The organism is Geobacter sp. 60473 (assembly GCF_036323535.1).
Taxonomy (GTDB): Bacteria; Desulfobacterota; Desulfuromonadia; order Geobacterales; family Geobacteraceae; genus Geobacter; species Geobacter sulfurreducens.
On the sequence record NZ_AP028967.1, the window covers coordinates 3,726,271 to 3,751,004 of the forward strand.

The window sequence follows — 24,734 nt, forward strand, 5'->3', positions numbered from 1 at the left end:
GCAGACCGGGCGGGTTATTCCCCTCTCAGCGGAGTTCAGCATGGATTTCACAAAAATCTCCGCACTCCACTACCGCGTTCCTTCACCGGTGCGGCAGTTCATCGTGCTGCTTTCGATCATTTTTCTGATCGAAATGCTGCTCATGACGGTCCTGCCCCATGTTACCGGCCGCGAAGTCGAGTTTAAGGACGCGCTTGTCGATAGCATGGGGCTCGTCACGTTCGGCGCGCCGTTTCTGTGGGCTTTCATTGTGCGTCCCCTGCGCCGCACGGCCGTTGCGGCCGTTTTCCGGGAGGAGGTACTCCTCCGCCAGATGGTGGACGGGGTGATTACTTTCGGGGAAGACGGGACGATCCGTTCCCTCAATCCGGCCGCCGAGCGGATGTTCGGCTATCGGGACGATGAGGCCGCCGGCATGGCCATCGACTGCCTGCTGTCGGCCGACGGGGGCTATTTCCGGTTTGCGGCACAGTCTTCCGGCGGCCATGGCACGCGTCAGCTTGCCTATGAGCTGGAAGGGATCCGCCGGGACGGCAGCCACTTCGTTGCCGACCTCTCCGTCAGCCGGATCGTTTTTGAAGATCACCGGGCCGTGATCGGCATTGTCCGGGACATCACCGCCCGCAAGCGGGACGAGCAGAATCTCCTCGTCTTCAAGCGGGCCATCGAGTCGAGCGTAAACGGCATCACCATCACAGACGCGACTAACGGCGAAAACCTGATCATTTACGTGAATCCTGCATTCGAGCGGATGACCGGCTACGCGGGACACGAGGTTCTTGGGAAGAACCCGCGCTTCCTCAGGGGGGATGACCGGGACCAGGTGGAACTCAGGAAGCTGGCCATGGCCCTGGAGGAGCGCAGGGATGGCTATTTTGTCCTGCGCAACTACCGCAAGGACGGCAGCCAGTTCATGAACGAACTCTACGTGGCGCCGGTGCGCGACCGTGATGGCGAAGTCACCAACTACATCGGCATCATGAACGATATCAGCGACCAGCGGCGCTACGAGGAACAGCTGGTCTACCAGGCGACCCACGACCCCCTGACCGGCCTTCCCAACCGCAATCTCCTGCAGGACCGCCTGGGGCAGGCGCTCGCCCTGGAGTCCTTCCGCCGCCGCAATCCCATCGGCGTTATCTTCCTGGACCTCGACAACTTCAAGAAAATCAACGATACCCTGGGGCACACGGTGGGAGACATGCTGCTCAAGGCCGTGGCCAACCGCCTGCGCAACTGCGTGCGCGGCGGGGACACGGTTTCGCGGCTGGGAGGGGACGAATACATCCTCATCCTTCCCAACGTGAAGGAAATGCATGACGTGACCACGGTGGCCAAGAAGCTGATCGGCCTCTTTTCCACGCCGTTCCTGCTCATGGGGCACGAGCTCTACATCACGGCCAGCATCGGCATCGCCCTCTTCCCCTCCGACGGCGACACGGTGGACGCGCTGCTCAAGAATGCCGATGCTGCCATGTATCATGCCAAGGAGCAGGGGAAGAACAACTACCAGTTCTATTCAGAGGAGATGAACACGCGGGTCTTCGAGCGGATGGCTCTGGAAACGAGCCTCCATCGGGCGATTCGACAACATGAGTTTCTGCTCTACTACCAGCCCCGGGTCGATCTGCGGACCGGGAGGATCAGCGGGGTGGAGGCCCTGGTGCGGTGGAACCACCCGGAGATGGGGCTCGTGCCGCCGGCCAGGTTCATCCCCCTGGCCGAGGAAACGGGGCTCATCGTGCCCATCGGCGAGTGGGTCCTGCGCACCGCCTGCGCCCAGAACAAGGCGTGGCAGGAGGCGGGGCTCCCGCCACTGAGGATGGCAGTGAACCTTTCGGCCCGGCAGTTCCGTCAGGAAAATCTCATCCAGATGGTAGCCGACGCCCTGGCCGAAACGGGTCTCGATCCCCGCTGGCTGGAGCTGGAGCTGACCGAAAGCCTCCTCATGGAACGGGCCGAGCAGTCAGTGTCGATCCTCCGCTCCCTGGCGGATATGGGGATCGACATCGCCGTGGACGATTTCGGCACCGGCTATTCGTCACTGGGGTATCTCAAGCGGTTCCCGATTACGAACCTGAAGATTGACCAATCATTCATCCGCGACATAGCAAGCGATCCTGACGACGCCATTCTGGTGCGGACCATCATCACCATGGCCCACGGCCTCGGCATGAAGACCGTCGGCGAAGGGGTCGAATCTCTTGAGCAGATTGATTTTCTCTACCGGCACGGCTGCGAGGAAGTGCAGGGATACTATTTCAGCAGGCCGCTTACCGCTGGGGGGTGTGAGGCGCTGCTTCGCGAGGGGAGGTTTCTGGATCTTCGGGCGCTTCGGGATGGGTTGCCGGGCCAGAGGAGTGAGGAGCGCATTCGCGCCCTGGCGTCATCCGCGGATGACTGCCGCGTTACAGCGTAAAATAGAATACGGCTCCGGTGCCCTCTTCCCCCTGGGCCCAGATTGTGCCGCCATGGCGGGAGATGATCCTGTGGACCGTTGCGAGGCCGATGCCGTGCCCCGGGAATTCGCTCCGGCCGTGGAGACGCTGGAAGGGAAGAAAGAGTTTGTCGGCCTGTTGTGACGAGAATCCCGCTCCGTTGTCCCGGACGAAAAACACGGTTTGCCCCTCCGTCTCTTCCTTGCCGAACTCGATTACGGCGCGGTCCCGCCTGCCCGTGTATTTCCAGGCATTGCCCAGCAGATTCTCCATCACAACCCTCATGAGCCCCGGATCGGCAGTCACGTCGGCGTCATCGGCAATGATGAACTCTGCCATGCGCTCCTGGTCCTTCATGCTGAGCTCCAGGGCGATTTCCTCTGCCAGCGTGCTCAGGTTGACCGGTATCCGTTCCAGTTCCACGCGAGCCACGCGGGAAAAGTCGAGCAGGGTGCCGATGAGACCGTTCATGCGCCCCGTCTCTTCCGCGATGTGACGCACGTAGCTGCGGCATTCATCATCAAGTTTGTCAGTGCAGATCTCGAGCAGAACGTCGCTGAAGCCCCGGATCACGGTCAGGTGCGATCTCAGGTCGTGCGAGACGCTGTAGTTGAACGCCTCCAGGTCGCCGTTGGCCACTTCCAGGTCCATGGCCCGGGAGGCGAGGCTTTCGTTGAGCCGCTCAATCTGCCGGGCCGCACGCCGCTGCTCCGTCACGTCGGTCATGACCGACAGGGAGCGCACAATTTTTCCCTCCTCATCTCGTTCCGCCTCCGACGAAAGGAGAACGTCGATGACCTTTCCGCTACTGGTCAGCAGGTGGAGCGGGATATCCCTGGTGCGTCCGGTACGGAGGAATTCCGGGACGACCGTCCCGATGACGTACGCCCGTGACTCGTCAGTCATGAAATCGGCGGAAAGCCTGCCCAGCACCTCGTCGCGCCGGTAGCCGAGGGTTTCCAGCCAAAAATCGCTTACATTGATGATTTTTCCTTCCCGGTCAATGGAGTGGAGCATGACGGGGGTTCTGTTGTAGAGGCTGCGGTAGCGCTCCTCGCTTTCTTTCAGGTCACGGAACAGCAGATCGTAGGGGCGTTCCAGCCCCGTTTCCACCATGGCGCGGTAGATGAGTATGAAGCCGCCGAGCGTAAGCAGATGTCCCGTCATGCCGGTGAGGCTGGAGATGCCGGTGTTGAGAGCAAAAACAAAGCCGCTTGTTGCAAGAAAGACCAGAGAGAACGAAAGCATCCGGAACACTCGGGCGTCGAAGTGCCGGCGCTTGGTCAGCAAGCCTGTCAGGGCAGCGAGAATGAAGACTCCGGCCAGGAACTCGGCGCCCTTTTTGAACGGGGTGATCCCCATCTCGTCCGAGGCGCAGAGGGGGAAGATATCCCCGCACGGGATTGACAGCAGGAAGAGTGACGTTGCGGCCATGTAAGCGGTAACGGTAGCGGCGGGATTGAGCCGCTTTCTGACGAACAGCGGTGCAAGCGCCAGCGACGCTCCCTGCAGTAGTCGCGAGCCGATCCAGAGCTGGGTGGAGAGGTTTGTGCCCGCGCCGGGGAAGACCCCCATCCCCCCATAGCTCAGGGCATGGAACAGGGTAATGATCGCCACGAACAGGTGGGAGATGCCGATGAGCAGAAGGCAGTGGTTATCGATCTGGCGCCGGGCGTGCCAGGCGACCATGAAGATGCCGCATCCCGCGACTACGGTGACGATTTCGGCAAGCGTATGAAATAGGAGATAGTTACCGAATAGGAGATAGTTACCGCGGCTCGTCAGGACGAGCGCGGCGGGGAACAGCATCACCAGGGCAAAGCGTGCGCTTCGCGATACGAGGTCGGAGCTGGTCATGTGCGGGGATGATCAGTTATTATTTTGACCCTGCTAATTAAGCTCGGATCACAGATACCATATCATTTCAAATTGGCTTCGCAAGGGAGAAATACCCCTTGTGGCCGGTATTCCGGCCATGACCGTCAGGCGCTGAACCATCCCACCATGCCGCACGGGGCTGTGGTGAGTTGTACCGGGGCCGCCGGTGGACGGCGGCGAAGGCTGCTGCATGTTTACACAGATAGTTTGTACCACTGTCCTCTGCTGAGAGCAAGAAATCGTTGAGCCGTGCCGGTGATTGACAAATAGCGGCCCTTACACTATACAATCGTATTTTTCGGGAGGGTTTGTGGAACAGATCGACGATTCCAGGCTGCGCGGCATCATTCACGACCGGATCAAGGAACGGGGCGGACGTATCCCCTTTGCCGACTTCATGGCGGCGTGCCTGTATGAGCCGGGTCTCGGCTACTACACGTCCCCGGGCCGCAAGGTGGGTGCCGAGGGGGATTTCTACACCAGTATCAACGTCCATCGGGTCTTCGGCCGACTCATCGGGCGGGAGATCTGCCGGATGTGGGAGGTCATGGGATGCCCGGCGCCTTTCACCCTGGTGGAGGCCGGCGCCGGCCACGGCCGTCTGGCGGCGGATGTGCTCGACGCCGTCCGGGAGCTGAACCCGGAACTCTATGCCAGCCTCACCCTGCGGCTCGTGGAGGCGGAGCCGTCCCTGGCCGAAGCCCAGCGGCAGGTGTTGGCCGAGCATCTTGACCGCGTGGCGTGGAACGATCCTGCCGAGCTGATGGGGGGTACCCTCACGTTTACCGGCTGCCTTTACTCCAACGAACTCATCGACTCCTTCCCGACCCATGTGGTTGAAATGACCCCTGCCGGCCTGCGGGAAGTCTTCGTTACCGCCGACGGCGACGGTTTCGCCGAACAACTTGACCTTCCTTCGACGCCCGACCTGGCCGACTATTTTCGGCGGATCGACGTCAATCTCCAGCCGGGGCAGCGGACCGAGATCAACCTTAATGCCTGCCGGTGGCTGGAGGGGGTTGCCCGTTGCCTGGAGCGGGGCTTCGTGCTGACAGTCGATTACGGTTTCCTCTCGCCCGAGCTTTACGGTCCCATGCGCCAGAACGGAACCCTTCTCTGCTACTTCCGCCACACGATCCAGGAAGACCCGTACCAGCGGGTCGGTCATCAGGACATCACGAGCCATGTGGATTTCACGACGCTCATCCTGCGCGGCGAGGAACTGGGGCTGCGCAAGGCCTGGTTCGGCGAGCAGTACCGCTTTCTCATGGCTGCGGGGCTCATGGAGGAACTCATGGCCCTGGAGGCGGCGGCCGCCACCGAAGAGGAGCGGATCAAGATCCGGCTGGTGCTGAAGAAGCTGGTACTGCCCGAGGGGGGGATGGGCGACACCTTCAAGATTCTCGTGCAGGCAAAGGGGGTCGAGAATCCCCGCCTGCTCTGCATGCGCGACTGGAGCAAGCTCTTTTGACAGCCCCGGCTCAGGTGATAGACTGTTTCCTGCGACAGCCCGCGCCGTTGGATTTCCGGAGATTCCCTTCATGCTGACCGGTATCGGGGCCATCGTGTTCGATCTGGACGGCACTCTCTACCAGAGCGAGTCGTTGGGAGTGCAGATCGCAGCCTGCGCCGACCGTTATCTGGCGGACCTGCTCCGCGTGAGTCCGGAAGAGGCGGGCGAGATTGTCCGACGGGTCCGGCGCGATCTGACCGTCCGCTTCGGCAGGGAGGCCTCCCTGAGCGATGCCTGCCGGGAACTCGGCGGAGACCTCAGGGAACTCCATCGTCGCTTTGCCGCCGAGGTGGCACCGGAACCCCACCTGCGGCGCGATCGTCGGGTTGTGCAATTCCTGCGCACCCTTGGCACCAGCCGGGAGCTGTACCTCTATACCAACAACAACCGCGCCCTTTCCGGCCGGATCATGGATGCCATCGGCGTGACGGGCCTCTTCCGCCGTGTCGTCACCATTGAGGACAGCTGGCGGCCTAAGCCGGATCTCCAGGCGTTGGAAGCTCTGTTTGCCGACATCGGCCGGAAACCCTCCCAATGCCTCTTTGTGGGCGACCGTTACGATATCGACCTGCGGCTCCCGGCGGAACTCGGCTGCTCGGTCTATCTCTCCCGCACCGTTGATGAACTGCTCGGCTTGACACTACCACTCAGCGAGGAACAGCAATGAACGAACACGGCAAGGAAATGCTCGATGCCATCATGAGGGCCATGGAGATCGAGAAAGAAACCTTCGACTTCTACACACGGGCCGAGCACAAGACGTTCAATCCGGAAGGCAAACGGATCTTCCGCTGGCTCGCCCGCACGGAGGAGCAGCACTACCTCAAGCTCAACGAACTCTACCAGTCGCTCCACGAGGGGGGCCGCTGGGTCTTCTACGGCGGCTCCACCGTCTCCCTCGACCCGGCCGGCCCGGGCGAGAAGCAGGTGGCGTTCGACACCGATGATCGCCAGGCACTGGAGATAGCCATGGAGATCGAGAAAAAGGGAATCGCCCACTTCGAAGAGCTCATGGAGAAGACCGCCGACCCCCAAGGCAAGAGCATGCTCCGTGCCTTGCGCGACGAGGAGGCGGAGCACCTGCGGATCGTAACCGAAAAGTACAATGCGCTCCAGCGGTGAGCGGGGAGCCGGGCCAGGAAGGGGTTGACGCGTGACGTTCCGGGTGGAGAAGGATACCCTCGGCGAGGTGCGGGTTCCGGCGGACGCTTACTACGGCGCCCAGACAGTCCGGGCCGTGGAGAATTTTCCCATCTCCGGGCTGCGGCCCCATCCGGCCCTCGTCCGGGCAACGGTGCTCGTCAAAATGTGTGCGGCCCGGGCCAACATGGCCACGGGCCGGCTCGATGCACGGCTTGGAGACGCTATCGTCCGGGCGGCCGAGGAGTGCCTGGCCGGTGCCTTTGATGCCCACTTCGTGGTGGACCCGTTTCAAGCCGGCGCCGGCACCTCCCACAACATGAACGTGAACGAGGTGCTCGCCAACCGGGCCAATGAGCTGCTGGGAGAGGAGCTGGGCAGGTATGCTCCCGTCCATCCCAACGACCACGTGAACATGGCCCAGTCCACCAACGACGTCTTCCCCACGGCCATGCGCCTGGCGGCCCTTCGGGTGGCGGGGGATCTCAGACCGGCCCTTGCGGCTCTCGTGGCCGTGCTGCGGAAAAAGTCCGCCGAATTCGACGGCATTCTCAAAAGCGGCCGGACTCACCTGCAGGATGCGGTGCCGATCCGTCTCGGCCAGGAGTTCGAGGCGTGGGCCGTGGCGCTGGAGAAGAACCTGGCCGCCATCGAGGGGGCAGTGCCGGGCCTTGCGGAACTGGGTATCGGCGGCACCGCGGCAGGCACCGGCATGAACGCCGAGCCGGCCTACATCGATCTGGTGGTGGCAGAGCTCGCCCGGGAAACCGGCTTTCCCCTCGCACGGGGTGCGAACCTAGTGGAGCGGATGCAGAACATGGATCCCTTCGTGGCCCTCTCATCCGCTCTCAAGGGACTTGCCGTCAACCTCGCCCGCATCGCCAATGACCTGCGTCTCCTTTCCTCGGGCCCCCGGACCGGGCTGGCCGAGATTGCGCTGCCGGCGCTGCAGCCCGGTTCCTCCATCATGCCGGGGAAGGTCAACCCGGTCATGGCCGAGGTGACCGACATGGTTGCCTTTCAAGTGATGGGTGCGGATACGACAATCATGCTCGCGGCCCAGGCCGGGCAGCTGGAGCTTAACGTCATGATGCCGGTCATCGCGTTCAATCTCCTGTTCAGCCTTGAAATCCTGAAGAACACGGTGCCCAAGCTGGCAGATGCCTGCATCGCCGGCATCACTGCGGACCGGGAGCGCTGCCTCCGGTATCTGGAACAGTCGGTAGGACTTGCCACGGTGCTCGCGCCCTATATCGGCTATGCCGCGGCCGCGGAGGTGGCCAAGGAATCGACTGCCACGGGCCGGAGCATCCGGCAGATCGTGGAAGACCGGCAGCTCCTGTCGGCCGGGCGTCTGGCGGAGATCCTCGACCCCTTCCCGCTCACCAGCCCCGGCGTGCCGGGAGCCACACATCAAGCAGAGAACACAACCCAAGGAGGAGACAACAATGCTGGAAGACGTTAAGAAGGTTCTCGATCTGGTCCGCCCCGCGCTCCAGGCGGACGGCGGCGACGTGGAGCTGGTTGAGGTTACCGAGGACGGCGTGGTGAAGGTCAGGCTGGTCGGTGCCTGCGGCCACTGCCCCATGTCCACCATGACCCTCAAGATGGGGATCGAGCGGACCCTGAAGGAGAAGGTGCCGGGAGTGAAGGAAGTGGTGTCCGTCCAGTAGCGGGCCCGCGGCGAATCGTCGTAAAAGGAGGATGACATGGGTTACAAGGTCAAAACGTTTGGCATGGAGCTCCGTCCCCTCAAGGCCATGCAGGAGCTTTCCGCCCTGGATGCCATGGTCAACGCATTCGTAACTGAAAACGGCGTGAAGCGGGTTGTTTCCGTCTCCGACTCGCCGACCACCGATGACAAGGGCGAAACCATCGGCCTCGTCAGGGTGGTCGCCTACGAGGACTGAGGCGACCACCGGCGAAGCCGCACTAGTGGGTGCCTTGGGGCGCGGGGGAGACTCCGCGCCCCTTTGTTGCGTCATGCCCATCTTTCCTTGCTCCCCCGGCGTGCCTGCGTTACCCTTGAAGCAGGAGCAAGGCCATGTCCATCGTTCGCCGCAAAATGATTATGGGCACTCCCCGCGCCCCCCGCTTTCTGAGGGTCTTCAGGCGGAACGCCGAGGCGGCTCATTCCCGGGGAAACAGGGTGAAGCTCTTCACCTCGGGGGCTGATTTCTTTCCGGCCATGCTCGGCGCCTTTGCCGAGGCGCGCCACCATATCCACGCCGAGTTCTATATCGTGCGTGACGACGCCACGGGTGCGGCGTTTGCCGAAGCACTGCTGGCCGCCACTGCCCGCGGGGTGGAAGTCTCCCTTATCTATGACTACATTGGTTGCTTCGACACACCTTCCGCCTATTTTCGCCGGCTGGAACAGGGCGGGGTTCGCTGCCTCGCCTTCAATCCTCCCCCCTTCAAGCGGGGAATCGCCTGGTTCGACAAGCGGGATCACCGCAAGATGGCCGTGGTCGACGGGGAAACCGCATTCACGGGCGGAGTCAATGTCGGCGACGAGTATTCGGGGTTCGGTTTTCCCCAAGAACGGTGGAGGGATGTGGGTATCAGGATCGACGGGCCGGCGGTCATGGATTTGTCGCGGCTCTTTCGGGAGTTCTGGCTTGCTGAGAAAGGAAATTCCTCACCGGCCTGGCATCAGGAGCGCCTGCCCGTGGCCGCGGTCGGTGATGCCGACGTAATGGTCATCAGTGACGGCCCTTACCATGCCCGTTCCTTTATCCGCAATGCCTTCCGCATCGCCATGGCCGGCGCGGGCGAGTCGATCCGGATCATGAACCCCTACTTCGTGCCGGGACCGCGGGTGGTTCGGTCACTGCTGCGGGCCGTCCGGCGGGGCGTCAGGGTCCAGATCATACTTCCCGCCAAGAACGATGTGCCCATCGTGCGTCTCGTGAGCCGCAGCTACTATACCCCCCTCCTGCGGGAGGGAATCGAACTCTTCGAGCGCCAGGGGCCGGTTCTCCACGCCAAGGTCATGCTCATCGACGACGCCTGGGGGGTCGTCGGCTCGGCAAACCTCGACCAGCGCAGTTTTCACCGCAACTATGAGGTGAACACCATCGTTGCCAGCCACGAGTTCGGCAGCCAGGTGGCGGAAATGTTCGCCGAGGACCTTGCCGGATCGCGACGCGTAGTCCTTGAGGAGCACGAGCAGCGGGGCTGGCATGTACGCGTGCTGGAGCGTCTCTGCGGATCGGTGAGCTGGTTTCTGTAGTGTCTTCACCCTTGTCCCTCATCCATTCCTGTTGTACGATGGCCGTGGGCTTCCATGCCCATGAAACGCCCTGTCCGGCGAGGTATTCCCATGACTAGAAAAGCCGTTGTCCTTTACAGTGGCGGCCTCGACTCCACCACCTGTCTCGCTATTGCACGGGCCGAGGGATTCGAGCCCCATGCAATGAGTTTCTCCTACGGCCAACGCCACAGCGTGGAGCTGGAGTTGGCCAAAAGAAATGCGCGGCCCGCCGGGGCCGTCGAACACATGGTGGTGGAGTTCGATCTGCGCAAGGTCGGCGGCAGCGCCCTGACTGCCGATATCGCCGTGCCCAAGGAGGGGGTGGGGGATGATATCCCGGTTACCTACGTGCCGGCGCGCAACACCATTTTTCTCTCCTTCGCCCTGGGGTGGGCCGAGGTGCTCGGCGCCTTCGACATCTTCATCGGCGTGAATGCCCTGGATTATTCGGGCTACCCCGATTGCCGCCCCGAGTACATCTCCGCATACGAAACCATGGCCAATCTGGCGACCCGGGCCGGTGTGGAAGGGACTGGCCGCTTCCGTATCCATGCCCCCCTCATGCATCTCACCAAGGCGGACATCATCCGGAAGGGGCTCACTCTGGGAGTCGACTACGGGCTCACCCATTCATGCTACGATCCCTCCCCCGCGGGAGTTGCCTGCGGGCTTTGCGATTCCTGTCGCCTGCGGCTCAAGGGGTTTGCCGAGGTGGGGGTAGAGGACCCGGTTTCGTACGTGACTGGTGGACGGGGCCTGGGGGGCGGGAAGGAAACGCCATGAGGGGACAGAAAACAGAAGAAAGCCGTACAGCGGCCTCCGAGTCACGGTCGTCGACGTCCGCTCCAATGCCCGATATGCAGACCAGCCGCGACACTCGCAAGATCCCCATCAGCAAGGTGGGGGTGAAGGACATCTCCTATCCCATCGTGGTGATGGACAAGAACCGGAAGTTCCAGCAGACCGTGGCCCGGGTGAACATGTACGTGGATCTTCCCCACCACTTCAAGGGAACCCACATGAGCCGCTTCATCGAGATCCTCAACGCCTACCGCGAGGATATCGGCCTGGACAGGATGGAACCGATCCTCCAGGAGATGAAGAAAAAGCTCGGTGCATCCTCGGCCCACCTGGAGATTGAGTTCCCCTACTTTATCGAGAAACGGGCCCCGGTGTCGGGGGCCAGGAGCCTCATGGAGTATACCTGCACCTTCACGGGGACTCTGGCCGAGACCTTCGATTTCGTGCTCGGGGTCCAGGTGCCGGTTACCTCTCTGTGCCCGTGCAGCAAGGAGCTTTCCCGCTATGGCGCCCACAACCAGCGCAGCCATATCACGGTGCGGGTCCGGTATGCCGGCTTCGTCTGGATCGAGGAGCTGGTGGAACTGATCGAGGGCTGCGGTTCCAGCCCGGTGTGGTCGCTTCTCAAACGTGCCGACGAGAAGTTCGTGACCGAGCGGGCTTACGAGAATCCGAAATTCGTGGAGGATATCGTCCGTGAAGCGACCCTGGCCCTGGCCGCCCATGAGGCCATAACATGGTTCTCGGTGGAAGCCGAGAATTTCGAGTCGATCCACAAGCATTCCGCCTATGCCGCCATTGAGCGGGATAAGCGAAAGGCATGAGCGTAGTTCATGTGCTCACGCACGTTTCTTGTTAATACGCGCCGAAACGGCTGTCGACATCCCGTGTGGATAACTATGTGGAAAACCCTCAAAGTTGTGGATAACGCTAGCCGTTGCCCGCTGTAAACCCCCTGCCGATGAGCCTTCAGCCACGTCGAAAAGCTTTGATGGTCTTCGCCAAAAGACCGATTGCCGGCCGGGTGAAGACACGGCTGACCCCCCCCCTCTCTCCCGGGGATGCCGCTGAGCTCTACCGGCGGATGCTGCTGGATATCCTTGCGAAGTGCGCCAGAATGGTCGGCGTGGATCTTCTTCTCTTCTACGAGCCGGGACAAGGGAGCGGTCGTTTCTTTGAAGAGGCGGCTCCGGGGTGGGCATGTCGTCCCCAGGAGGGGGATGATCTGGGGGCGCGGCTTGATTCAGCCTTCCGGCGTGCCTTCGGTGAAGGGTACCGTGAAGTTGCCGTGATCGGCACCGACTCCCCCGACCTGCCCGAAGAGTATGTGCGGCTGGCGTTCGATTTGCTGGACCACCGGGCGGTGGATGCGGTCTATGGTCCCTCTGAGGATGGCGGTTACTACCTGCTGGCTCTGAAGCAACGCCGGCCGGAGCTTTTCCGCGATATCCCCTGGTCCACCGGGAAGGTCCTGGCGCACTCGCTGGCGCGGGCCGAGGCTGCGGGCGTTCGGGTCGAGCTTCTCCCTGTCTGGTACGATGTGGATACCGTCGCCGACCTGCGGCGCCCCGGACTGGCCGGGGCCGGCGCAACGGCACCGCTTACGGCGGAATTCGTTTCCGGCCTTATTTCAACACATCCACCAGATACCCCACCCCCTGCAGGTGAGAAATAACCTCCTGAATATGCTCGAACCCCCGGGTCTCCAGTTCGATGAGAACCTCGGTCTTGCCGATGGGGAGCGATTTCGAGCGCCGGTCATGGGTGATGATGGATATGTTGGCTTTAGCCTCGGCAATTTCCGTCGCAAGTCGCGCCAGGGCACCGGGGAGATCGTCCAGCTCCACCTTCAGCTTCAGGTAGCGCCCGGCAGCCACCAGACCCCGTTCCACCACTACTGAGATGGTTTTCACGTCGATATTCCCGCCCGACAGCACGCAGACCGTTTTCCCCGAAAGATCAGCCACCCGCCGGTTGAGAAGCGCGGCCAACGGAACGGCTCCGGCCCCCTCGACCAAGAGCTTGGTTCGCTCCAGCAGCGCCACGATGGCGAGAGCGATCTCCTCCTCTTCCACCAGGACCACCTCGTCCACCAGGTCCCTGATGATGGGAAAGGTGTTCACCCCCGGCTTCTTGACCGCGATGCCGTCGGCAAGGGTGACCGTCACGGGGACCTGGACGATCTTCCCCTTTTGCAGCGAATAGTGGGCCGATGGGGCCGCCGCTGTTTCAACGCCGATGATCCGCACGTGGGGGTGGGTTTCTCTGATGGCCGTGGCGATGCCCGCGATGAGACCGCCGCCGCCGATGGGGATGAGGATGTTGGCGACATCGGGAAGCTCCTGGAGAACTTCCAGGCCGATGGTGCCTTGCCCGGCCATCACGAGCGGATCATCAAAGGGGTGGACGAAGAGGGCGCCCCGTTCCTCCTGCGCCTGGACCGCTGCAGCGTATGCTTCGTCGAAGTTGCGGCCGGTGAGTACCACCTCGGCGCCGTAGTCACGGGTGGCAAAGACCTTCTGCGGCGGCGTGCTTTCCGGCATGAACACGGTGGACGGCACTCCCAGCAGGTCGGCCGAGAACGCGACTCCCTGGGCGTGGTTGCCGGCAGACGCGGTAATGACGCCCTTTGCCAGTGCCTCCCGCGGCTGCGACGTCATGAAGTTCAGGGCGCCTCGGATCTTGAAAGCACCGGTGCGCTGGAGGTTCTCGCACTTGAAATAGATCGGGACTCCCAGTTTCTCGCTGAAGTGATGGGAGTGGATGAGCTCGGTGCGACGGACCCGCTTCCTGAGCCGGTCGTCGGCTTCCTGGATCAGTGTGTAGGGGAGCATTGGGATTGCGTCTCCGGCCTGCTAGTGTGAATGCCCGTGATGATGTTCGTGGGGGCCGTGGGTGCAGTGCGCATGGGAGTGGTTATGGTCGTCATGGCTCTGGCCGTGGCGCGGCCGGTGCCGGAGGTCCTTGATGACCGGCCCGTCGACACAACGGGTGCACTCGGCCTGGAGGGTCGTGTGGGTGATGTGGTACCGCTCGAGGAGCAGTTGTTCGATCTGCCGTAGAACCTCGGCCTGCCGGTCCTTGTACTCGGGCTTCACGTCCACGTGGGCGGACAGCGCCAGGATATGGGAGCAGATGGTCCAGATGTTCATTTGGTGAACGGCATTAACCCCTTCCACGCCGGCCATCTCGTTGGCCACCTGCTGCGTGCTCATTCCCCGGGGTACTCCTTCCAGGAGGATGTGGGCCGCCTCCCGCAATACCCGCCACGAGCCTGCGAAGATGACGCAGCCGATGCCGATGGAGATGAGGGCGTCCAAGACGTACCAACCGGTGAAGTACATGATGAGCCCGCCGACGATGACTCCCACTGATGCCGCCGCGTCGCCAACAACGTGGAGGAAAGCGCTGCGGACGTTCAGATCGTCGTGGGAGTGCCCATGGAGGGCCGTGGCCGAAATGAGATTCATCACCAGACCCAGAGTGGCGATGAGCAGCATCGGCAGGCTCTTCACCGCTTCGGGGTGCATCAGCCGTCCCACCGCCTCGTAAAAGATGCCCAGTGCCATGAGAAAGACCGTGGCGCCGTTGATGAACGAGGCAAAGACCTCCGCCCGGTGCCAGCCGAAAGTTTTGGTGTCGCTGGCGGGGTATGACGCGAGCTTGATGGCGGCCAGCGAGAGCACCAGGGCGAAGAGGTCGAGAAACACATGGGCCGCGTCCGACAGGAGCGCGAGCGAGTTGGTCCAGATGCCGCCGGCAATTTCCGCCACGAGGGTCAGCGCAGTCAGGGCGATGGCATATTTCAGCCGTCCGGTAATGCTTCTGTCCAGATGAGAGTCTGCGTGCATCAGAGGTCTCCCGGGGGCACCGCTTGTTCGGGTCGCTTGTCGGCGAAGTGTATCAAAGCGCCGACAGGCCGGTCAATGGTAAAGAGCCCGTCTACGCTTGCAATTCCCCAAGGTTGCTGGTATCTTGTCGCGATAGTTTTTTTGGAGGGCTTTAATATGCAAGCAACCCACCACCGACTCCTTATTCTCGGTTCCGGCCCCGCCGGCTACACCGCCGCCGTCTACGCGGCTCGCGCCAACCTGAGCCCAGCCCTCATAACCGGACTCCAGCAGGGCGGCCAACTCATGACCACCACCGAGGTGGACAACTGGCCCGGTGACCCCGACGGCGTGCTCGGCCCCGATCTCATGGACCGGATGCGGCGCCACGCCGAGCGTTTCAACACCGCCATGATCCATGATCATATCCATACCGCCAGTCTTCGGGAGCGCCCGTTCCGGCTCGAGGGGGATTCCGGTGTCTACACCTGCGACGCACTCATCATCGCCACTGGTGCGTCGGCACGCTATCTCGGGCTTCCGTCAGAAGACGCGTTCAAGGGCAAAGGCGTATCCGCCTGCGCCACCTGTGATGGTTTCTTCTACCGCGGGAAGCCGGTGGCGGTTATCGGCGGCGGCAACACGGCCGTTGAAGAGGCCCTCTATCTCTCCAACATCGCCAGCCACGTCACGCTCGTTCACCGGCGCGACAAGCTGAGAGCCGAGAAAATCCTGGCTGACAAGCTGATCGAAAAGACCCGCGGCGGCAACGTCACCATCGAGTGGAACCACGTCCTGGATGAGGTCCTCGGCGATCAGTCCGGGGTGACCGGCGTCCGCATCCGCCATACGAGCGGATCCACCAAGGAGCTCGATGTCCACGGCTGTTTCATTGCCATCGGGCATACTCCCAACACTCACCTGTTCGAGGGACAGCTGGAGATGGATGAGGGGTATATCCGGACCCAGTGCGGTGCCGAGGGTAACTTTACTGCCGCGAGTATTCCCGGAGTCTTCGCGGCCGGCGACGTCCAGGACCAGCATTACCGCCAGGCGATCACCTCTGCCGGGACCGGCTGCATGGCCGCCCTCGACGCCGAGCGCTACCTGGATATGCTCAAGCCCTGACCGCCATGCTCGCCAAAGCCCTCTCCAGCGCTCTTCTCGGGATCGACGCCGTCATCGTCGACGTGGAGGTGGATATTTCGCCGGGTCTTCCCCAGTTCGCCACCGTCGGCCTCCCCGACGGGGCGGTCAAGGAGAGCAAGGACCGGGTCAAGTCGGCCCTCAAGAACGCCGGGTACGATTTCCCGCCCCGGAAGATAACCGTCAACCTGGCGCCTGCTGACCTGAAAAAGGAGGGCGCCGCCTTCGACCTGCCCATCTCCGTCGGGATCCTCGCCGCCACCGGCGTCGTGGAAGGGGGGCGGCTTAAGGAGTATCTCCTGTTGGGGGAGCTCTCCCTGGACGGAATCATCAAGCCAGTGCGCGGCTGTCTTTCGGTGGCCGTTACAGCGCGCAAAGAAGGCCTTGCTGGTATCATCGTCCCCCGGGAGAACGCGCCGGAGGCGGCAGTGGTGGAGGGCATCGACGTCATTGGCGTGTCGGAGCTGGCCGATGTGGTCGAGTTTCTGAACGGTGAGCAGCGTATCGATCCCCACCGGGTCGATGTAGCGGAGCTCTTCGAGCGCAACGTCGAAACCGGCGACGATTTCGTCGAGGTGAAAGGTCAGGAGCATGCCAAGCGTGCCCTGGAAGTGGCCGCGGCCGGCTCCCACAATCTCCTCATGATCGGTCCCCCGGGCTCAGGCAAAACCATGCTCGCCCGCCGGATCCCGACCATTCTCCCCCAGATGTCCTTCGAAGAGGCCATTGAGACAACCAAGGTGTACAGCGTTACCGGACTGCTGGACCGGGAACATGCTCTCATCGCCCAAAGGCCGTTTCGCAGCCCCCATCACACCGTCTCCGACATCGGGTTGATCGGTGGAGGCAATACGCCCCGCCCCGGCGAGGTCTCTCTTTCCCATCACGGCGTTTTATTTCTAGATGAACTGCCCGAATTCAAGAAGAATGTCCTCGAGGTGTTGCGGCAGCCCCTCGAAGATGGCAAAGTGACCATTTCACGGGCGCTCATGTCTCTCACCTATCCGTCGCGCTTCATGCTCGTGGCGGCCATGAATCCCTGCCCGTGCGGCTATCTGGGGGACGCCCACCACGCCTGTTCCTGCACGCCGCTCATGGTTCACCGCTACCGTTCGCGCATCTCGGGGCCCCTGCTCGACCGGGTCGATATCCACATTGAGGTCCCTGCGGTCAAGTACCGGGATCTGGCCGACGGCCGCGAGGGGGAGGGATCCCTGGATATCAGCAGGCGTGTGGAGTCGGCCCGCGCGGTCCAACGTGATCGTTTCCGCGGCTCGAAGGTCCACAGCAATGCCCAGATGACCCCCCGCTTCATCAAAAAGTACTGCGAGCCGGACAGTGCAGGGAACCGCCTTCTGGAGCTCGTCACCGACCGACTCGGCCTCTCGGCCCGTTCCTATAGCCGCATCCTCAAGGTGGCCCGTACTGTTGCCGATCTCGCCGGCAGTGAGCAGGTTCGGGAAGAACACCTCTCCGAAGCGATCCAGTACCGTACTCTTGATCGTAAAACGTTCTGATTTTGTAGAATCCCGCTCTTCCACTTGATCATTTTTATGTATGCAGTATACTGTATGCGAAAAGCTAGCTCATGAATCATTAATGACTTTTTAGCTTGACTAAAGAAATTCACTTGAGTAGAATCCGGTTCTACTTTTTGGTAGACGGTAAAGCGTTCAGTAGCGTTGATGTTATGGCAAATGAGGTAACAGCGGAGCTTCGTTAAGCCACAGAACGTCGCTGTAAACAACAAAACAGAACGGAGGTAAGAGATGTCAGAGTACGGCACACTGCAGGACCGCGTACGTTGCAAGTCACTGCTCAACAAGGTCATGTCGGCCGAGGAGACTATCCAGTTCTTCAAGCCGGGCATGAACCTGGGCTGGTCCGGCTTCACCCCGGCAGGTTATCCCAAGGCAGTGCCCATCGCACTGGCAGATCACGTTGAGAAGAACAGCCTGCAGGGCAAGATGAAGTTCAACCTCTTCATCGGCGCCTCCGTAGGGGCCGAGACCGAAGACCGCTGGGCCACTCTCGACATGATCGACCGCCGCTGGCCGTACCAGACCGGTAAGAACATCGCCGCCGGCATCAACGAAGGCCGTATCCGGATGGGTGACAAGCACCTCTCCCTTTTTGCCCAGGATCTGGGCTACGGCTTCTACACCAAGGATAGTGAGACCGGCAAGCTTGACCTCGCCATCATCGAAGTCTCCGCCATCACCGAGGACGGCGGCCTGGTCCCCACATCTTCCTGCGGCGTCATCCCCGAAATCCTCATGATTTGCGACAAGGTCATCGTGGAAGTGAACACCGGTCAGCCCTCTTTCGAGGGGATGCACGACATAGTCGTCTGCAACCACCCCCCGAAGCGCCAGATTCTGGGCATCACCCATGCCGGTGAGCGGATCGGTACTACCTACGTGCCGTGCGACCCGAGCAAGATCATTGCCGTGGTCGAGTCCAAGTACCGTGACAAGGGGCGTGCCTTCTCCGAGCAGGACGACACCTCCGAGGCCATTGCCAACAACATCATCGACTTCTTCAGCCATGAAGTAAAGATGGGTCGCCTGCCCAAGAACCTGCTTCCGCTCCAGTCGGGCGTCGGTTCCATCGCCAACGCCGTAATCGGCGGCCTGGCCAAGGGGCCTTTCTCCAACCTGACCGTTTACACCGAAGTTCTCCAGGACACCATGCTCGACCTGTTCGACTCGGGCAAGCTGGATGCCGCTTCCTCCTGCTCCCTCTCCCTCTCCGAGACCCCGGGCTTCCCCCGTTTCTTCGATAACTGGGAGAAGTACTTCGACAAGATCACCCTGCGTCCGCTCTCCATCTCCAACGCACCGGAACCGATCCGCCGCCTCGGGTGCATCGCCATGAACACCCCGGTCGAGATCGACATCTACGCCCACGCCAACTCCACGCTGGTCGGCGGCACTCGGATGATCAACGGCCTCGGCGGTTCCGGCGACTTCCTCCGCAACGGCTTCCTGAAGATCATGCACACCCCGTCGAGCCGTCCGTCCAAGACCGACCCGACCGGCATTTCCTGCGTGGTGCCGCATTGCTCCCACATCGACCACACCGAGCACGATCTGGACTGCGTGGTCACCGAGCAGGGTCTGGCCGATCTCCGTGGTCTGGCACCGAAGGATCGCGCCAAGCGGATCATCGAGAAGTGCGCCCACCCGGACTACAAGCCGATTCTCAGCGAGTACCTGGAAATTGCCAGCGCCGATTGCCTCAAGCGCAAGGTGGGCCATGAGCCGCAGTTGTGGGACCGCGCCTTCAAGATGCACCTCAACCTGGAGCGCAATGGCACCATGAAGATCAAGAACTGGGACGTGAAGATCGACCTCTGCGAGTAAGGTCGACAGTCAGTACCAGGCATGAAAAAAGCCCCGCCGAACTCCGGCGGGGCTTTTTTGTGTCTGTCAAAGGGTGAAACGAGAACGGTATCCCCTGGCGAATTATGATGATCGACGGGGTTGTCCTGCTCCGTGCCTCCCTGTCCGATATTCCACAACAGGATCTTTTGACCGTCTGCTCCCCCAGGATGCACGGTCCGACGATTTACCGGACCGGCCGGGCGCGGCGCCGGAGGGGCGGTTAGAGGAGCCCTTCCGGGCGGGACCGGCTCCCATTCCCGGTTTACGGCCTGAACCCGTTGATACGCGGCGAAGGGGGCGCGACGGTTCCAGCCCCGGGATATGGTGTTCAGGGAGTGCCTGGCCGATGTACCGCTCTATGCGGGCCAGGTAACTGACCTCGTTGAGCGAGGCGAAGGAGATGGCGATTCCCGAGGCGCCCGCCCGGCCGGTGCGGCCGATGCGATGAACGTAGTCCTCGGCGAACTTGGGCAGGTCAAAGTTTATGACATGGCTGATGCCGGTAACATCCAGCCCCCGGGCAGCCACGTCGGTGGCTACGAGAAGCCTGATCCGTCCCTGCTTCATGGCGGCAATGGTTCGATTCCGGGCGTTCTGGGGCATGTCGCCATGGAGTGCTGCTGCCGAATGGCCCTGTGCCTTGAGTTCCAGGGCCAGGTTCTCGGCATCCCGCTTGGTCGCCGAAAAGATAATTGCCCTGCGCAGGCTTTCGTCGGTAATCAGGTGCCGCAGCAGCCGGTTCTTGTGGTGCAGGTCATCTGCCACGTGAAGGCGCTGCTCAATGTGCTCATGGGTAGTCTTGGTGCCGGCGATGTCGATCCGCTCCGGTTCACGCAGGAGCCGGCCCGCCAGTCTGGCCATGGCGCTGTCCATGGTTGCCGTAAACAGGAGGGTCTGGCGCGTGGCGGGGGATGCGGCGGCGACGCGGTCCACGTCGTCGCTGAACCCCATGTCGAGCATCCGGTCCGCTTCGTCGAGGACCAGTAGTTCGAGGCGGGAAAGATCAAGGCTCCTTCGGTCGAGCAGGTCTACCAGTCGACCCGGTGTGGCCACGATGAAGTCAACGGGCGAGGAGAGAAGGCGAAGCTGGGCGTGGTAAGGCATGCCGCCGAGGATGGCGCCACTGCGTACCCGCATGAATGCCCCGTACGTCCGCACTGCGTCGGTAACCTGCTGGGCCAGCTCACGGGTAGGAGTGAGCACGAGCACACGCGGCCCGCGCCCGGGGCCCTGAGGCGGAGAACTCAGCCGCTGCAGGGCCGGGAGAACGAATGCGGCGGTTTTGCCGGTACCGGTCTGAGCGGTGGCAAGCAGGTCCACGTTCTCCAGTGCGCGGGGAATTGCGGCAGCCTGGACCGGCGTCGGCTCTGTGTAACCACAGGCGGCTACGGCTTTGAGAATGTGCGGGGCAAGTTTCAGTTCAGCAAAGGTCATGCAGGGATCCTTGTGGGTTTCGCCGGCCAGGGGCAAGCCGTTAACGGGCCGCACGGGTGCAACGCACCACGCCGCACGAGCCGTCAGGGCTGCCGTAGCTGTCGTCGAAACGGGAAAAAGGTTATGTGCGCGCCGCAGGGCAACCTGATGCCCTGAACAGGGTCGGCAACAACACAGAACTGACTGGCATGAAACATCGTCGCCAACCATGTGTGCTGCCGCGCCGGAGAGCGTGCTGAAAGCAGAGGGGGTTAGTGATCGATGAAGCAAAGGGCGGGGGTACTTCGGGGTATGCCGGAGGGCAGAATCCGCCTGAGCGTTGTTCAGTCAGCGGTAACTGTACGGGATACTGGCGGAAATGACAAGGATTTTTTGTCGGCGTGGGCTGAACACCGTCCGGTGGCGGCTTTGCGCATCCGGATGAGGCTCATGTGCGTGCCTTGGGATGGGCCTTGTCGTACACTTCCATGAGACGGTCGATTCCCACGTGGGTATATTTCTGGGTGGTTGAGAGCGAGGCATGTCCCAGCAATTCCTGGATGGCACGCAGATCGGCTCCTCCCTCAAGGAGGTGGGTGGCAAAGGTGTGGCGCAGGGTGTGGGGAGATATCTTCCTCATGGCGGCGACTTTCAGGATATGCTTGTCCACCACCCGCCGGACGCTACGGGAGGTAAGCCGGCCTCCCCGGGCATTGGTGAAAAGGGGGACCTCCGGGGGAGGGTGGTTACGGGCGGCCAGATAGGAGCTTAGGGCGAGGCGGGCATGGCTCCCGATCGGAACTACCCGTTCCTTGCCACCCTTGCCGAGGACACGGACCGTGCCGTCAGCCAGGTCGATCCCCCCCACATTGAGGCCGGTCAGCTCCGAGACCCTGACACCGCAGGAATAGAGGGTTTCCAGAATGGCCCGGTCGCGCAGGCTCAGGACGTCGGGTTGCCGGGGAGACTCCACCAGGGCGGTTACCTCATCGATGTTCAGGTGGAACGGGACTTTCTTCTCGCGCTTGGGGGCGCTGACCAGTTCTGCCGGGTTGCGGGGCAGGGCTCCGGTGCGGACAAGGTAAGTGAAAAATGCGCGTACTGCGGCCAGCTTACGGCCGATTGAGCTCCTGGCGTGAGATTGATGGAGCTGGGCGAGCCAGCGCCGGACCAGGAGGTGAGTTATGGCCGCCGCGCCGGCCCCGGCGCCCAGTTCTCCCCGGACGAATTCCCTGAATTGGGCAAGGTCGGACTCATAGGCGGCGCGAGTGTGGGGTGAAACGGCGCGCTCGTTCTCCAGGTAGCGGATGAAAGTGGTTACTTCCAAGTCCACGGCTGCCTCCGGGTTGGATCGTGCGATCGGCCTATGATAACAGATTCCATTGACCGTGCGAAGGCCGGTTGTGTATCGCCTTGAATCGGGGTATGCTTCCTCAGTTGTCCTGTCCGCTTGACCTGTGTCAAGGCGGGTGCTGCGGAAGGGCGATATTCTTGTGTAACTATTTTCGGGAGGTACGAGCGGCGTGAAACGAGTGGTTATCATCGGTATGGGGTTTGGCGGCATCAGGTCGGCACGGACCCTGGCGCAAAAGGGGCTGGATGTGGTTCTCGTGGACCGGAACAATTACCACCTCTTCCAGCCACTCCTCTACCAGGTGGCAACCGCCGGTCTCGAGCAGGAGTCTATTGCCTATCCGGTTCGCGCCATGGCCCGCGGTTGGACCGGGACGCGGTTCCAGCTTGCCGAGGTGACCGGCGTCGACTTCGAGGCCCGTCAAGTCGTTACCGACAACGGTTCCATACCTTACGACTATCTCGTGATCGGCGCAGGAAGCGTCACCAACTATTTCGGGCTGAAATCGGTGGAGCAGCATGCCTTTGACCTGAAAGAGCTGGTTGATGCCGAGCGGCTGCGCAACCATATCCTCACGGCTTTCGAGCGGGCCGTGATTGAACCCGATCCGGCCAAGCGCCGGGCGCTCATGACATTCGTGATCGTGGGCGGCGGCCCCACCGGCGTCGAGTTTGCCGGCGCCCTCATCGAGCTGGTCCGGTACGTGCTGACCAAGGATTACCCGGAACTGAGCGTTCAGGCTGCCCGGGTCGTGCTCGTGGAGGCCTTTGACCGGCTTCTGGCAGCCATGCCGGCCGAGCTGCAGGGCTATACCCTGCAAAAGCTCCGGGGCATGGGGGTCGAGGTGCTGCTCAACGCCCGCGTGGTTGACGCGGGGCCTGAACGGGTAACCCTGCATGACGGTGCCGTCATCCCGGCCCATACCCTGTTCTGGTCCGCAGGGGTCAAGGCAGCCCCCCTGGCGGCGACCCTCGGCGTTGAACAGAAACCGGGCGGACGGATCGCGGTGGAGCCCGATCTGACGTTGCCCGGCCATCCCGATGTCTATGTGGTCGGGGATATGGCCTGGCTGGAGCAGGATGGCGCTCCCCTGCCCATGGTGGCTCCGGTGGCAATGCAGATGGGGATCCATGCCGGAAAGTCGATTCTGGCCCGTGAACAGGGGGCGCCTGCTCCTCCCTTCAGGTATCACGACAAGGGAAGCATGGCCACCATCGGCCGAAGCGCCGCCGTGGCCAGCGCTTTCGGCATGAATCTCCGCGGGTATGCGGCCTGGATAGCCTGGCTCCTGCTGCACCTCTACTATCTCATCGGCTTTCGCAACCGTATTGTGGTCATGCTCAACTGGATCTGGTACTACTGGTTCCATGAGCGCCAGGTGCGCCTCATCACGGAGCGTGAAACGCCGGGCAACGGATGCACACGGTAGCCGTCGAACGGGCCGTACGCTACGATCCCTCAGAGGTTGCCGAAGCCATGGGTCGGGCCCTCGCTTCCCTGGGAGGGATGGGGGCCTTTGTCCGCCCCGGTGAGCGGGTTCTGATCAAACCGAACATGCTGGCTGCCAAGACACCCGAGCGGGCGGTAACTACCCACCCGGAGGCGTTGCGGGCCGTGATCGGGCTCGTCCGGGAGGTCGGCGGGATCCCGCTGGTGGGTGACTCTCCCGGTATCGGCGGCTTTCGGGCCGTGGCGGAGAGGAGCGGCATGGCATCCGTGGCCCGGGAGGCCGGCGCCGAACTGGTCCCGTTTGACGATGCGGTTGCCGTTCCGGGCAGCGGGCTCTTCAGACGTATGGATGTGGCGCGACCCTACCTGGAAGCTGACCGGCTCATCAACCTTCCCAAGCTCAAGACCCACGAAATGATGACCATGACCTGCGCCGTGAAGAACCTTTTCGGCGCCGTGGTCGGAACCGCCAAGGCGGGCTGGCACCTCAAGGCCGGCGCCGACCGGGAGCTGTTCGCCCGGCTTCTCCTGGAAATCTACCTTCTGAGACCGCCGGATCTGACCATAGTCGACGCCGTTGTGGCCATGGAGGGTGATGGTCCGGGCAGCGGCGACCCCAGGCCGATGGGGCTCATCCTGGCCGGAGCCAATGCCGTGGCGGTGGATGTGGTGGCCGCGGAACTGGCGGGCATCCCGAAGCAGCTCCTCTGGGTCGAGCGCGCCGCAGAGCGGCTCGGCATCGACGGCTGGGACCGGTCCGGCATCACGACGGTCGGACTCTCGCCCGACGATGCCCGAGTGCCGGACTTTCGCCTGCCGCACCTGTCGGACGTCCAGTTCGGCCTCCCCGGTTTCCTCAAGAACCGGCTTCGTCATCATCTCACTGCGCGGCCGGTGGCGAACCCCGAGGGGTGCCGCCTGTGCGGGGCGTGCGTTGACGCCTGTCCTCCGCGGGCCATCTCCGTGAGCGATGGGCGGCTCTATTTCGACTACCACGCCTGCATCCGCTGCTTCTGCTGCCGCGAACTCTGCCCCGACGGTTCCCTCGGGGTCCGGGACGGAGTGCTGCTGAAACTGTTCAAGAAATTCAAGGAGTAAACTTTAATGGCTCGACTCCTTGACGTTGCGGG

Annotated in this window: 21 protein-coding genes; 16 read left to right on the plus strand and 5 right to left on the minus strand. The window is 62.3% G+C overall.

Annotated elements, in window-relative coordinates; translation table 11 throughout:
• Positions 1-40 precede the first annotated feature (40 nt).
• Positions 41-2,419, plus strand: a complete 2,379-nt coding sequence (locus AABA48_RS17075; protein ID WP_286351440.1) for a putative bifunctional diguanylate cyclase/phosphodiesterase — start codon at positions 41-43, stop codon at positions 2,417-2,419.
• On the opposite strand, the gene AABA48_RS17080 is transcribed toward AABA48_RS17075, so the two are convergent.
• Complete coding sequence (locus tag AABA48_RS17080; protein ID WP_338270744.1) at positions 2,409-4,295, minus strand: MASE3 domain-containing protein; 1,887 nt, start codon at positions 4,293-4,295, stop codon at positions 2,409-2,411. The genes AABA48_RS17075 and AABA48_RS17080 overlap by 11 nt on opposite strands.
• 331 nt (positions 4,296-4,626) lie before the next feature.
• Here AABA48_RS17080 and AABA48_RS17085 point away from each other — a divergent pair, with 331 nt between their 5' ends.
• The 10 genes from AABA48_RS17085 (at position 4,627) to AABA48_RS17130 (ending at position 12,701) form a co-directional block, all read left to right on the plus strand.
• Complete coding sequence (locus tag AABA48_RS17085) at positions 4,627-5,787, plus strand: class I SAM-dependent methyltransferase (protein ID WP_286351442.1); 1,161 nt, start codon at positions 4,627-4,629, stop codon at positions 5,785-5,787.
• A 70-nt stretch (positions 5,788-5,857) separates the two neighbouring features.
• Positions 5,858-6,496 (plus strand): HAD family hydrolase, encoded by a 639-nt coding sequence (locus AABA48_RS17090; protein ID WP_286351443.1) that lies wholly within the window; start codon positions 5,858-5,860, stop codon positions 6,494-6,496.
• Positions 6,493-6,951: a ferritin family protein gene (locus AABA48_RS17095; RefSeq protein WP_286351444.1), complete on the plus strand. Its 459-nt coding sequence runs from the start codon at positions 6,493-6,495 to the stop codon at positions 6,949-6,951. The genes AABA48_RS17090 and AABA48_RS17095 overlap by 4 nt, the downstream gene beginning before the upstream one ends.
• A 31-nt stretch (positions 6,952-6,982) precedes the next feature.
• Entirely contained in the window at positions 6,983-8,434 is a 1,452-nt protein-coding gene (locus tag AABA48_RS17100) for an aspartate ammonia-lyase (RefSeq protein ID WP_286351445.1), read from the plus strand.
• Positions 8,418-8,642, plus strand: coding sequence for a NifU family protein (locus tag AABA48_RS17105; protein ID WP_286351446.1), 225 nt, complete (start codon positions 8,418-8,420; stop codon positions 8,640-8,642). Before AABA48_RS17100 ends, AABA48_RS17105 begins: the two co-directional genes overlap by 17 nt.
• 36 nt (positions 8,643-8,678) lie before the next feature.
• On the plus strand, positions 8,679-8,879 hold the full coding sequence (locus AABA48_RS17110; RefSeq protein WP_286351447.1) for a hypothetical protein: 201 nt from the start codon (positions 8,679-8,681) through the stop codon (positions 8,877-8,879).
• Positions 8,880-9,013: 134 nt separating this feature from the next.
• The gene (locus AABA48_RS17115) at positions 9,014-10,204 is read left to right on the plus strand and encodes a phospholipase D-like domain-containing protein (RefSeq protein ID WP_286351448.1); all 1,191 of its coding nucleotides are present in this window, start codon (positions 9,014-9,016) and stop codon (positions 10,202-10,204) included.
• Positions 10,205-10,294: 90 nt separating this feature from the next.
• Positions 10,295-11,008 carry a 7-cyano-7-deazaguanine synthase QueC gene (gene queC, locus AABA48_RS17120; protein ID WP_286351449.1) on the plus strand — a complete coding sequence of 238 codons (714 nt, stop codon included), beginning with the start codon at positions 10,295-10,297 and terminating at the stop codon, positions 11,006-11,008.
• 65 nt (positions 11,009-11,073) lie between these two features.
• On the plus strand, positions 11,074-11,850 hold the full coding sequence (folE2, locus tag AABA48_RS17125) for a GTP cyclohydrolase FolE2 (protein WP_286351450.1): 777 nt from the start codon (positions 11,074-11,076) through the stop codon (positions 11,848-11,850).
• Positions 11,851-12,017: 167 nt separating this feature from the next.
• Positions 12,018-12,701, plus strand: a complete 684-nt coding sequence (locus AABA48_RS17130; RefSeq protein ID WP_286351451.1) for a TIGR04282 family arsenosugar biosynthesis glycosyltransferase — start codon at positions 12,018-12,020, stop codon at positions 12,699-12,701.
• Here AABA48_RS17130 and ilvA read toward each other — a convergent pair.
• Together ilvA and AABA48_RS17140 are read right to left on the minus strand one after the other, a co-directional pair.
• Positions 12,652-13,860, minus strand: a complete 1,209-nt coding sequence (ilvA, locus tag AABA48_RS17135) for a threonine ammonia-lyase (RefSeq protein WP_286351452.1) — start codon at positions 13,858-13,860, stop codon at positions 12,652-12,654. The two genes, AABA48_RS17130 and ilvA, sit on opposite strands and share 50 nt — an antisense overlap.
• Positions 13,861-13,881: 21 nt before the next feature.
• The gene (locus AABA48_RS17140) at positions 13,882-14,877 is read right to left on the minus strand and encodes a cation diffusion facilitator family transporter (RefSeq protein ID WP_286351453.1); all 996 of its coding nucleotides are present in this window, start codon (positions 14,875-14,877) and stop codon (positions 13,882-13,884) included.
• A 156-nt stretch (positions 14,878-15,033) separates the two neighbouring features.
• Here AABA48_RS17140 and trxB point away from each other — a divergent pair, with 156 nt between their 5' ends.
• The 3 genes from trxB (at position 15,034) to AABA48_RS17155 (ending at position 19,367) form a co-directional block, all read left to right on the plus strand.
• Positions 15,034-15,984 (plus strand): thioredoxin-disulfide reductase, encoded by a 951-nt coding sequence (gene trxB / locus AABA48_RS17145; protein ID WP_286351454.1) that lies wholly within the window; start codon positions 15,034-15,036, stop codon positions 15,982-15,984.
• A gap of 5 nt (positions 15,985-15,989) precedes the next feature.
• Positions 15,990-17,519: a YifB family Mg chelatase-like AAA ATPase gene (locus tag AABA48_RS17150; protein WP_338270745.1), complete on the plus strand. Its 1,530-nt coding sequence runs from the start codon at positions 15,990-15,992 to the stop codon at positions 17,517-17,519.
• A 252-nt stretch (positions 17,520-17,771) separates the two neighbouring features.
• Positions 17,772-19,367, plus strand: a complete 1,596-nt coding sequence (locus AABA48_RS17155; RefSeq protein ID WP_286351517.1) for an acetyl-CoA hydrolase/transferase C-terminal domain-containing protein — start codon at positions 17,772-17,774, stop codon at positions 19,365-19,367.
• 102 nt (positions 19,368-19,469) lie between these two features.
• Here AABA48_RS17155 and AABA48_RS17160 read toward each other — a convergent pair whose 3' ends face one another.
• Both AABA48_RS17160 and xerC read right to left on the minus strand, forming a co-directional pair.
• Positions 19,470-20,822: a DEAD/DEAH box helicase gene (locus AABA48_RS17160; RefSeq protein ID WP_286351518.1), complete on the minus strand. Its 1,353-nt coding sequence runs from the start codon at positions 20,820-20,822 to the stop codon at positions 19,470-19,472.
• 427 nt (positions 20,823-21,249) lie between these two features.
• Positions 21,250-22,134 carry a tyrosine recombinase XerC gene (gene xerC / locus AABA48_RS17165; RefSeq protein ID WP_286351519.1) on the minus strand — a complete coding sequence of 295 codons (885 nt, stop codon included), beginning with the start codon at positions 22,132-22,134 and terminating at the stop codon, positions 21,250-21,252.
• Between the two features lie 190 nt (positions 22,135-22,324).
• On the opposite strand from xerC, the gene AABA48_RS17170 reads away from it, so the two are divergent.
• Both AABA48_RS17170 and AABA48_RS17175 read left to right on the plus strand, forming a co-directional pair.
• Complete coding sequence (locus AABA48_RS17170) at positions 22,325-23,584, plus strand: NAD(P)/FAD-dependent oxidoreductase (protein WP_286351520.1); 1,260 nt, start codon at positions 22,325-22,327, stop codon at positions 23,582-23,584.
• Complete coding sequence (locus tag AABA48_RS17175) at positions 23,572-24,702, plus strand: DUF362 domain-containing protein (RefSeq protein ID WP_286351521.1); 1,131 nt, start codon at positions 23,572-23,574, stop codon at positions 24,700-24,702. Before AABA48_RS17170 ends, AABA48_RS17175 begins: the two co-directional genes overlap by 13 nt.
• The last annotated feature ends 32 nt before the right edge of the window (positions 24,703-24,734 follow it).